Here is a 9418-nt window from a genome sequence, read left to right as displayed (position 1 = left end):
GGCCCCGCGCAGCAGCACCACCACCTCGCCGCGGTCGACCTGGTTCACGCTCCACTGGAGGATCGCCTGCTCCGGCTCGGACGACTGCGCCATCGCCGGCCCCGTCAGCGCGAGCAGCGCCAGGCAGAGGAGTCGGGCGAGTCGGGGGACCGGCAGGTGCGAGGCGCGAGCTGGCCGGTCGTGGGACGTCGGGTCATGGGCCACAGGCGGCCGCAGCGACGTCGAGACGCTCGGCCAGCGCCTGCTCACCGGCCTTGACCTCGACCGCGATGGTCTTCGTCCGGGCGCAGTCTTCCCGGGAGAGCGGGATCTCGTACACCCGGCGGTCCCCGGCCAGGATGTACCAGCCGTCCGGCTCGCGAGCCCAGAGCGCCTCGCCTGCCGGGCCCAGACCGCGCACCCGGATCTCCAGGGGGATCGCGTGCCGGGTCCCGGTATTGCGCAGCTCGAACACCAGGTGCCCGGTGGCGAGCGACGGCGGCATGAGCCGCAGCTCGGCCCGGCCGGTGCGCGGCTCGATGAAGATGGGGATGCCCATGCGAGCCAGCACGCGCACCTGGCCCGCCGGCGCGGACTGAGTGAACGCGGGCGGCAGCTCCTCGACGAAGATACGATACGTGCGCTCCACCGGTCCCTGGGGGACCGAGGCCCCGACGCGGACGATCCGCTGTTCGCCCGGGACCAGCGAGAGCAGGCGCGGGAAGAAGATGACCTCGGTGGTGGGCGTCAGCACCATCTGGCCCGCTTCGTCCTGGGCCCAGCTGAACGCGTTGAGCTGAAAGCGCAGGGTCTCCGTGCTGGTGTTCTGCACGGTGAGGATCGCGCTCGGATTCTGGGCGGAGAGGAAGATCTGGATCGGGTTGACCGTGAAGTCCGCCGCGGCGACCGGGGATGCGGCGGTCGCGGCCAGGACCATCAGCGCGATGGTGACCAGCGTCCTGCCTCGAGTCGCCGACTGTCCGCGTCGCACGAGCACCCGGGCCTCAGAAGTTGATGGTCGCCACGACCGTGTCGGCGTACGAGCCGGCGGACACGTCCTGGCCGGCCGGCACGCGCCCGAACACCGTGAACGTGCGCGGCGCCTTGCTGGGTGCCCCCGCGATGGCCTGTCCCGCGCTCCCGCCCGAGCCCCAGACCGTGGTGCGAGCGGTGTCCTTGTAGAGCTGGTACGTGAGGAAGTTCCCCGCGCCGGCGGCCATGCGGCGGCTGCCGCTGGCGAAATTGCCGCCGTTGTTGAGATCGATGCGGGTTCCGGCGCCCTTGGTGCAGGTGACGACGACGGAGCCGGTCCCGTCCAGGGGTGCCGTCGCGTTGCCCACCACCGGGTCGTAGACACCGAAGGCCACCGGGGTCGTGGTGATGCTGCAGTTCTTGGACACGTTGGCGGTGACGTTGAAGGTGTCGGTGTCCGTCTGAGCGAAGGCCGGGGCCGCGAGTCGCAGGACCAGCCCACCGAGCATCACCGCCACGCGTACGCTCACGGCGGCCCCCAACATATCAGGCTGATTGTGAAATCCCGGCATTGTGCGGCGGCCGGGACGACGGGAGCGCCGGCGCCCCTTCCGGCCGCCGGCGCTCTCGCGAGACATCAAAGCCCGCGCTCCGCTGCGGACTAGAAGTTGATCGTGGCGACCACGGTGTCGGTGTACGAGGCGGCCGACACGTCCTGCCCCGCCGCCACGCGGCCGTACACGGTCACCGTCCGGGCCGCCTTGCTGGGAGCCGCGCCGATCGTGTTGCCGTTGGTCGTGCCCGAACCCCAGACCGTCGTGCGCCCGGTGTCCGTGTAGAGCTCGTAGGTCAGGAAGTCGCTGCCGCCCGCCATGCGCCGGGCGCCGGTCAGGAAGTTGCCGCCGTTGCCGAGGTCGATGCGGGTGCCCGCGCCCTTCGTGCAGGTCACGACCACCGTGCCGGTGGCGTCGAGCGGCGTGCTCGCGTTGGTCACGACGGGGTCGTAGATGCCGAAGGCCACCGGTGTGGTGGTGATGGTGCAGGTCTTGTTCACGGTAGCGCTGATGTTGAGGTTGGCCGTCGCGGTCTGAGCGAAGGCCGGCGCAGCCATTCCGAGTACCACTCCGCCGAACACCAGGGCGATGCGAGCCGTGCGGTTCATGTCCAGTTCCTCCCCAAAATTTTTAAGTATTCCGGCCGCTGCTCGCGGCCCCTGCTGCTCACGGCCCCTCATAGGGCAACGAGGGTGCCAGTGGGGGAGGACGGGCGATCCTGGCGAGGGAGGTCTAGCTGTAACTATGGAAAGCTAAAGAGGTAAAACAGCTGGCCATGGGTGGCAATGGACCACTGGAACCATCGAGATTCGGCCGGATTGCACCCTCAAGCAGGAGGGGTTTCGAGAGAGCCCTACAATTCTTGAAGCCGTCCAGCTGAGGGTACGTAGGAGCCCGGATCCGGGCTCCTGGCGGTTCGGGGGGCTAGCGTCCCGGGGCCAGGCGCGCCATCACCTCGAGCCCCTGCTCGAGCGAGCTGCCGCCCGGCACGAAGTTGCCCTCGAGGAACAGCTCGGTGAGCCCGGCGTCGGCGTAGCGGCCGATGTCCTCGCGGATCTCGTCGAGCGTGCCCCAGAGCGGTCGCCGGTCCTTGCCCTGGGGGCGATCGTGGACGCGATAGCTGCCGCGACAGACGATGTGCAGGGTGTCGGGATCCCGGCCCCGCGCGGCCGCGGCCTCGCGGACCTCGCGCACCAGCGGCGCCACGCTGGCCATCGGCACGTTGCCGCCGTTGAAGCCGTCACCCAGCTCGACCGCGCGCTTGACCACGGTGCTGCCGTAGCCGCCGATGGTGATCGGGGGCCGCGGCTTCTGCACGGGCTTCGGCTCCACGCGGCACCGCGGCAGCTGGTAGAACTCGCCGCGGAACTCGACGACGTCCTGCGTCCAGATCAGGTCGAGGCAGCGGAGGAACTCGTCGCCGCGCCGCCCGCGGTGCTTGTAGGGCACGCCCACCGCCTCGTACTCGTCCTCGGACCAGCCGAGGCCGAGCCCGACGTCGAGCCGCCCGCCCGAGAGCACGTCCAGCGTGGCCAGCTGCTTGGCGAGGACCACCGGCTGGTAGAACGGCATGATCAGCACGCTGGTGCCGAGCCGGATGCGCCGGGTGGCCGCGGCCACGTAGGCCAGCGTGACGATGGGATCGAACACACGCTCGAACGGCTTGGGCCACGTCTTGCCGGGCACCGGCGGGTATTCGTTTTTCGGCTCGAGCGCGTAGAGCAGGCGCTGGAAGACCCACAGCGAGTGATAGCCGAGGGCTTCCGCCTCGCGTGCGATGCGGATCTGGTTCTCCGGAGTGGCCCACGCGCCCGCGGTCGGCAGCGAGAATCCGAGCTTCATGTCGCGCCATGATACACGAGGCTGCGAGGCTCCCGCGTCGGTGGGTATCATGGGCGCATGCTGGCAATGAGGCTCATCGCATGCCTGCTCGCGGCAGTGACGCTGGCCGGGCCGGCGAGCGCGCAGGAGCGAACGCTCCGCAGCTCCACCGTGGCCACGCTGACCGTGCTGAGCGCGCCGGTGGAGTCGGCGCGGGCGGACGCCGGTCCCCTCGTCCCCGCGGTCAGCGGGTCCGACCTGCAGGTCGGTGACCGCGTGGTCACCGGCCCGGCGGGGCGAGCCCTCATCACGTTCCTCGACGGCAGCACGGTGACGGTGGAGCCCGCATCCGACGTGACGGTGCGGGTCGCCGAGATGGAGGGCGGCGACGCGTCGCGGCTCCGCGTGCTCATCATGGTCGGCACGGTGTGGGCGCGCGTGGCGGGCTGGCTCGCCGGGCGCGCCTCGCTCACGCTCGAATCCAATGCCTACAGCGCGACCGCCCACGACGGGCTCATCGGCGCGCAGCAGCAGCCCGACGGCACGTTCGTGTGCTGGACGCGCGCGGGCGGGCTCGAGGTCACCGGCACCACCGGCGCCTCCGTCGCCCGGATCGAGCCCGGCCAGAAGGTCACGCTCGGCCCGGGCCGCCCCGCCGCGGTCGAGGGCTTCGCGGTGAACCAGAGCACGCTCGGGGTGGTGACCTCGGGGCCGGTGCTGCCGCTGGTGCTGATGCCGGACGGGCGCCGCGTGGCCGGCTTCGTCGAGCCGGGCATCGACGTCAACCAGGTGTTCGGCTCGCTCACCGCCGGCACGGCCGGCTCGCGTACCGTCGAGGTGCCCGCGGGCGTATCCGGCCCCTACGTGCTGATCCTGGTCGCGGTCGGCGACGGGCCGTTCACGGTGACGGTCACCGGTCGCTATCGGGGGACGGAGACGTACCGGCAGGAGCAGGCGGGCGAGGCGCACCATCGCCAGGGGCTGCGCGCCGAGGTCATCCAGACCATGTCGGGCGGGCCCGATCCGCGCACCGCGCGGGCCGATCGCGGCGGCATGTCCACGCTTCGGCCGGAGACGACGCGGCCCGGCACCGTGGTGCTCTCGCCGCTCGAGGTGGCGGCGCCGCGGCGGTAGGGCGCTACTTCGTCTCGGCCACGAACACGCCGTCCCAGTCGTCGGGCGGCGGGGCCGCGAGGAGCGCCCGGGCGCGCCGGAGGTAGAGGGCGACCGGGCCGTCTCCCGGCGTCTCCCGGTCCAGCGCCTCCAGCAGCCGCAGCGCGTCCTCCCACCGACGCGAGCGGTAGCGGTCGATCGCCTCCTGGTAGCGCGCGAGCCGCTCTCGCGCGGCCGGCGCGAGCGCGCCGGCGCGCGCCATCACCTCGTAGCACCGGAGCGGCTCCGCGCGGCCCTTCACCGCCACCAGGTCGAGGAAGCGGTAGACGAACGCATCGGGCGCCGCGGCCACCGTGGCCTCGCCCACCACCACGTGGACGCCGTACTCCTTCGACAGGCCCTCGAGGCGCGCGGCCACGTTGACCGGATCGCCCACCGCGGTGTAGATCAGCCGGTCCTTCGAGCCCATGTTGCCCACCACCATCTGGCCGGTGTTGACCCCGACGCCCAGGTCGAGATGGGGCCAGCCGCGCGCCGCGAACACCGGGCGCAGGCGCTCGAGAGCCGCCACCATGTCGAGCGCGGTCTCGCACGCGCGCCGGGCGTGATCGGGCTGCTCCATCGGCGCGTTCCAGAAGGCCTCGATCGCGTCGCCCGCGTACTGGGCGAGCACGCCGTCGTTGCGGAAGACCACGTCGGCCATCTCGGCGCGATAGGTGTTGAGCAGGGTGACCAGCGTCCGGGGCGGCAGCGCGTGGGCCAGCGTGGTGAACTGGCGGAGATCGTTGAACAGCACCGTCATCTCGCGCGTCTCTCCGCCCAGCCGCAGCCGCTGGGGATCGGCCAGCACCCACTGGCTCACCGCCGGGGAGAGATAGCGGCCCATCGCCTCGCGGACGATTCGCTGCTCCGCCTGCTCGAGCACGAGGCGCGAGGCGAGCGCGGCCGCGAAGCTGATGAGCAGCGCGGCGGGCGGATAGATCAGGTCGAGCACGACGCCGCTGTCGAAGAGCACCGCGGCCGTCGTCCCGTAGAGGGCCAGGCCGGCCACGACCGCGAGGCCGGCCGGCAGCGGGCGCCACCGCGCCACCACCAGCGCCGCGACCAGGGCCATCAGCGCGATGAGCAGCACGGTGGTGGGGCGCGAGGCCGGCACCAGGAAGCGCTGGTGCAGCACGGTCTCGACCGCGTTGCCCAGGATCTCCACGCCCCACATGCGGGTGTCGCCGGTGGTGGGGGTCGCGTGCTCGTCCACCCCGCGGATGGTGGGCCCGAGCAGCACGATGCGATCGCGGACCAGCTCCGGATCGAAGCGGCCGGCGAGCACGTCCGCGAACGAGATGATGCGGAACGGTCCGCCGTCCTCCGGCTCCGAGGGAGGACCCAGGAAGTTGATCCGCATGGTGTCGTGCTCGCCCACCGGGATCGCGCGGCCGGCCGCGCGCACGAAGGACGCCTCCGGCCGGCCGTCGAGGACCACGTTGCGGCGGGTGTAGTGGGCCACGATGGTGAGCGCGAGGCTCGGCACGACCTCGCCCTTCGCGCGCAGCAGCAGGGGCAGGCTGCGTACCACGCTGTCCCGTCCGGTGGTGATGTTGGCGAGCCCTTCGTCGAACGCTCCGCGCCGCACGGTGGCGGCCGGGCGCACGAAGTCGTCGAACTCCTGCGCCACGCCCGGCCGCGGATCGAAGGCCCGGGGGCCCTGCGCCACCACCGGCACGATCACCCGCCCGGCCCGGCGCATCGCCTCCGCGAGCTGCGCGTCCTCGGGCCGCGAGGCGTCGAAGAAGATCGCGAACGCGATGACGCGAGGGCCGGCGGCGGCGAGCGCGTCGAGGGCCTGCGCGTAGAGGGTGCGGGGCCACGCCGACAGCGGGCCGTGTTGCGGGAGGAGCGCCTGGTAGCTCTTTTGATCGATGCCCACGATCACGGTGGAGCGCGCCGTGGCGGCCGGCCGCACCGCGAAGAGCAGATCGCCCACGCGGGCGCGGGTGGCCCCGAACAGGCCGAGCAGGTACGCGGCGGCCAGGACCACCGCGACGACCAGGGCGGGGACGCCGCTGGCCACGAGACGCTTGCGCTCGCTCCGGCTGAGGGTCTTCACCGCGTCATCGTCCGACCGTCAGCAGCGAGATCTCGGGCGGCACGCGGAAGCGCACCGGCAGGATGCTCGGGCCGAGGCCGGGGGTCACGAAGAGGTCGCGTCCGTCCTCCCGCACGTGGCCGATCGCATAGCGCGCGCCGTAGCGCGAGGGCACGATGAGCCGGCCCAGGAGCGGCAGGTCCACCTGACCGCCGTGGGTGTGGCCGGCGAGCGTGAGCAGGACCCGCGCGGGCACGCCGGGGAAGAGATCCGGATTGTGCATGATGGCGACCACCGGCGCCTCCGCGGGCACCGCCGCGAGCGCGATCCATCGCGTGGGGCGCGGTGCGGTCAGCGGTACTCCCGGAAGAAGGCACGGAGGTCGGCGGCCAGGGCCGCCGGCTCCTCCATCGCCGCGAAGTGGCCGCCCGCCGGCATGTCGGTCCAGCGCGTGATGTTGTACATGCGCTCGGCCCACGCGCGGGGTGGGCGCACGATCTCCTTGGGGAAGGCGGCGTAGGCGGTCGGCACCTCGATGCGCTGCCCGTCCGCGATCGGCCACGGAGTGTGGAACCGGGCGTAGTAGGGCCAGAACGAGGCGTTGATGCTGCCGGTCACCCAGTAGATCATCACGTTGGTGAGCAGCTCGTCCTTGGTGAAGCGCCGCTCCACGTCCCCGCCGCAGTCGCTCCACGCGCGGAACTTCTCCACGATCCACGCGGCGAGGCCGGTCGGCGAGTCGCTCAGGCCGAAGGCGAGGGTCTGGGGCCGCGTGCCCTGGATCCACTGGTAGCCCGTCTCCTCGCGCTGCCACCTGGCGAGGTCGTCGAGGTACTGCTTCTCCTCCGCGGAAGGCTGGGCCGGCGGCTTGATGTCGCGCCGCAGGGACAGCAGGTTCACGTGAATGCCCGCCAACCGATCCGGATACGCCGCGCCGAGCCGTGAGGTGATGAAGCCGCCCCAGTCGCCGCCCTGCGCGGCGAAGCGCCGGTAGCCGAGCACGTCGGTCATGAGCGTCGCGAAGGCGTCCGCCATCTCCACGATCCCGAAACGCGGCTGGCCCGGCGCGTAGGAGAAGCCATAGCCCGGCAGTGACGGCGCGACCACCGTGAACGAGTCGGCGGGGTCGCCGCCGAAGCGCGCGGGATCGGTGAGCATCGGCAGGATCTTGTGGAACTCCCACACCGAGCCCGGCCAGCCGTGGGAGAGCAGCAGCGGCAGCGGCTTCGGGCCGCGCCCCGCCTCGTGGATGAAGTGCAGGTCGATGCCCGCGACCTTGGTGGTGAACTGGCGGGAGGCGTTGAGCGCGGCCTCGTGCGCGCGCCAGTCGTAGCGGTCCTTCCAGTACGCGACCAGCTCCTTCATGTAGGCGAGACTGCTGCCGAAGGCCCACTCGGCGCCGGGGGCCTGATCGGGCCAGCGCACGCGGGCCAGGCGCTCGCGCAGATCGGCGAGCGTGGCGTCGGGAACCTGGATGCGGAAGGGCGCGGGCGGCATCAGAACACCGGCCGCTCGATGTACGAGCCCCAGACCTTCCGGAGACGGGCGGCGATCTCGCCGAGCGAGGCGCGGGCTCGGACCAGCTCGATCGTCACCGGCATCAGGTTGGTGGCCGGCTCGCGCGCCTCGCGCTCGAGGCGCTCCAGCAGCCGGTCGACCAGGGCCCGGTCCCGCCGGCGCCGCACCTCGGTGAGCCGCCGGATCTGGCGCGCCTCCACCGCCGGGTCCACCTTGTGGATCGGGATCGCGGGGGGCTCCGAGGGCTCGACCAGGACGTTGACGCCGATCACCGCCGCCTCGCCGGCCGCCTTGCGCCGGGCGAAGTCGTAGGCGGAGTCGGCGATCTCGCGCTGGAAGAAGCCCTCCTCGATGGCCTTGATGGTGCCGCCCATGGCGTCGACCTTGGCCAGGATCGCCATCACCTCGGCCTCCACGCGGTTGGTGAGTGCCTCGACGTAGTACGAGCCGCCGAGCGGGTCCACCACGCTGGTCACGTTGGTCTCGAGCGCGATGACCTGCTGGGTGCGCAGCGCGATCTTCATCGCCTCCTCGGAGGGAATTGCGTACGCCTCGTCCATGCCGTTGGTGTGCAGCGACTGAGCGCCGCCCAGCACCGCGGAGAGCGCCTGGAGCGCGGTGCGGATGATGTTGTTGACCGGCTGGGCCTTGGTGAGCGTGGCCGCCGCGGTCTGGCAGTGAAAGCGCAGGCGCATCGACTCGGCCTTCGTGGCTCCGAAGCGCTCCTTCATCAAGCGGGCGTAGATGCGGCGGGCCGCCCGGAACTTGGCGACCTCCTCGAAGAAGTCGGCCTGGGCCACGAAGTAGAAGGCCAGCCGCGGGGCGAACTCGTCGACCGGCACGCCCGCGCGCGTGACCTCCTCCACGTAGGCGATGGCGTTGGCCATGGTGAAGGCCAGCTCCTGCACCGACGTCGCCCCCGCCTCCGAGATGTGATAGCCGCTGATGTTGATCGGGTTGTAGCGGGCCAGGTTTCGCGCGCTCCACACGATCATGTCGCGCATGATCCGCATCGACGGGCGGATCGGGAAGATCCACTCCTTCTGGGCCACGTACTCCTTCAGGATGTCGGCCTGCACGGTGCCGGACAGCTTGTTCAGGTCGAACCCGCGCGACTCCGCGAGCGCCACGTACATGGCGAGCAGGATCCACGCGCTGGGATTGATGGTCATCGAGACCGAGATGCGCTCGAGGTCGATGTCGGCGAAGAGGGCCTCCATGTCGTCGAGCGTGTCGATGGCCACGCCCTCGCGGCCGACCTCACCGAGCGAGCGCGGGTCGTCGGAGTCGTAGCCCATCAGCGTGGGCATGTCGAAATCCACGCTGAGCCCGGTCTGCCCCTGCTCGATCAGGTAGCGGAAGCGCCCGTTGGTGTCGG

8 protein-coding genes and 1 pseudogene are annotated in these 9418 nt (G+C 71.6%); 1 reads left to right on the top strand and 8 read right to left on the bottom strand.

All coding sequences use genetic code 11. From position 1 onward, the window contains the following. Window positions 1-193 precede the first annotated feature (193 nt). From VKN16_16190 to VKN16_16175, 4 genes are all read right to left on the bottom strand, one after another. Window positions 194-976 (bottom strand): fimbria/pilus periplasmic chaperone, encoded by a 783-nt coding sequence (locus VKN16_16190; protein ID HME95747.1) that lies wholly within the window; start codon window positions 974-976, stop codon window positions 194-196. 7 nt (window positions 977-983) lie between these two features. Continuing rightward, complete coding sequence (locus VKN16_16185) at window positions 984-1481, bottom strand: spore coat U domain-containing protein (GenBank protein ID HME95746.1); 498 nt, start codon at window positions 1479-1481, stop codon at window positions 984-986. A 131-nt stretch (window positions 1482-1612) separates the two neighbouring features. Beyond that, complete coding sequence (locus tag VKN16_16180; GenBank protein ID HME95745.1) at window positions 1613-2113, bottom strand: spore coat U domain-containing protein; 501 nt, start codon at window positions 2111-2113, stop codon at window positions 1613-1615. A gap of 316 nt (window positions 2114-2429) precedes the next feature. Continuing rightward, complete coding sequence (locus tag VKN16_16175; protein ID HME95744.1) at window positions 2430-3347, bottom strand: LLM class F420-dependent oxidoreductase; 918 nt, start codon at window positions 3345-3347, stop codon at window positions 2430-2432. 57 nt (window positions 3348-3404) lie between these two features. On the opposite strand from VKN16_16175, the gene VKN16_16170 reads away from it, so the two are divergent. Then, complete coding sequence (locus VKN16_16170; protein HME95743.1) at window positions 3405-4460, top strand: hypothetical protein; 1056 nt, start codon at window positions 3405-3407, stop codon at window positions 4458-4460. A gap of 4 nt (window positions 4461-4464) precedes the next feature. On the opposite strand, the gene VKN16_16165 is transcribed toward VKN16_16170, so the two are convergent. The 4 genes and pseudogenes from VKN16_16165 to VKN16_16150 all read right to left on the bottom strand — a co-directional run. Then, window positions 4465-6543 carry an adenylate/guanylate cyclase domain-containing protein gene (locus VKN16_16165; GenBank protein HME95742.1) on the bottom strand — a complete coding sequence of 693 codons (2079 nt, stop codon included), beginning with the start codon at window positions 6541-6543 and terminating at the stop codon, window positions 4465-4467. A gap of 4 nt (window positions 6544-6547) precedes the next feature. After that, window positions 6548-6826, bottom strand: a pseudogene (locus VKN16_16160) (metallophosphoesterase). A gap of 47 nt (window positions 6827-6873) precedes the next feature. After that, window positions 6874-8019, bottom strand: a complete 1146-nt coding sequence (locus tag VKN16_16155) for an epoxide hydrolase (protein ID HME95741.1) — start codon at window positions 8017-8019, stop codon at window positions 6874-6876. After that, window positions 8019-9418, bottom strand: a 1400-nt coding sequence (locus VKN16_16150) for a methylmalonyl-CoA mutase family protein (GenBank protein HME95740.1), incomplete at its 5' end; no start/stop codon positions are given. The genes VKN16_16155 and VKN16_16150, both read right to left, overlap by 1 nt.

Source organism: Candidatus Methylomirabilota bacterium, from assembly GCA_035315345.1.
Classification (GTDB): Bacteria; Methylomirabilota; Methylomirabilia; order Rokubacteriales; family CSP1-6; genus CAMLFJ01.
This window is presented reverse-complemented; position numbering and strand designations above follow the sequence as displayed.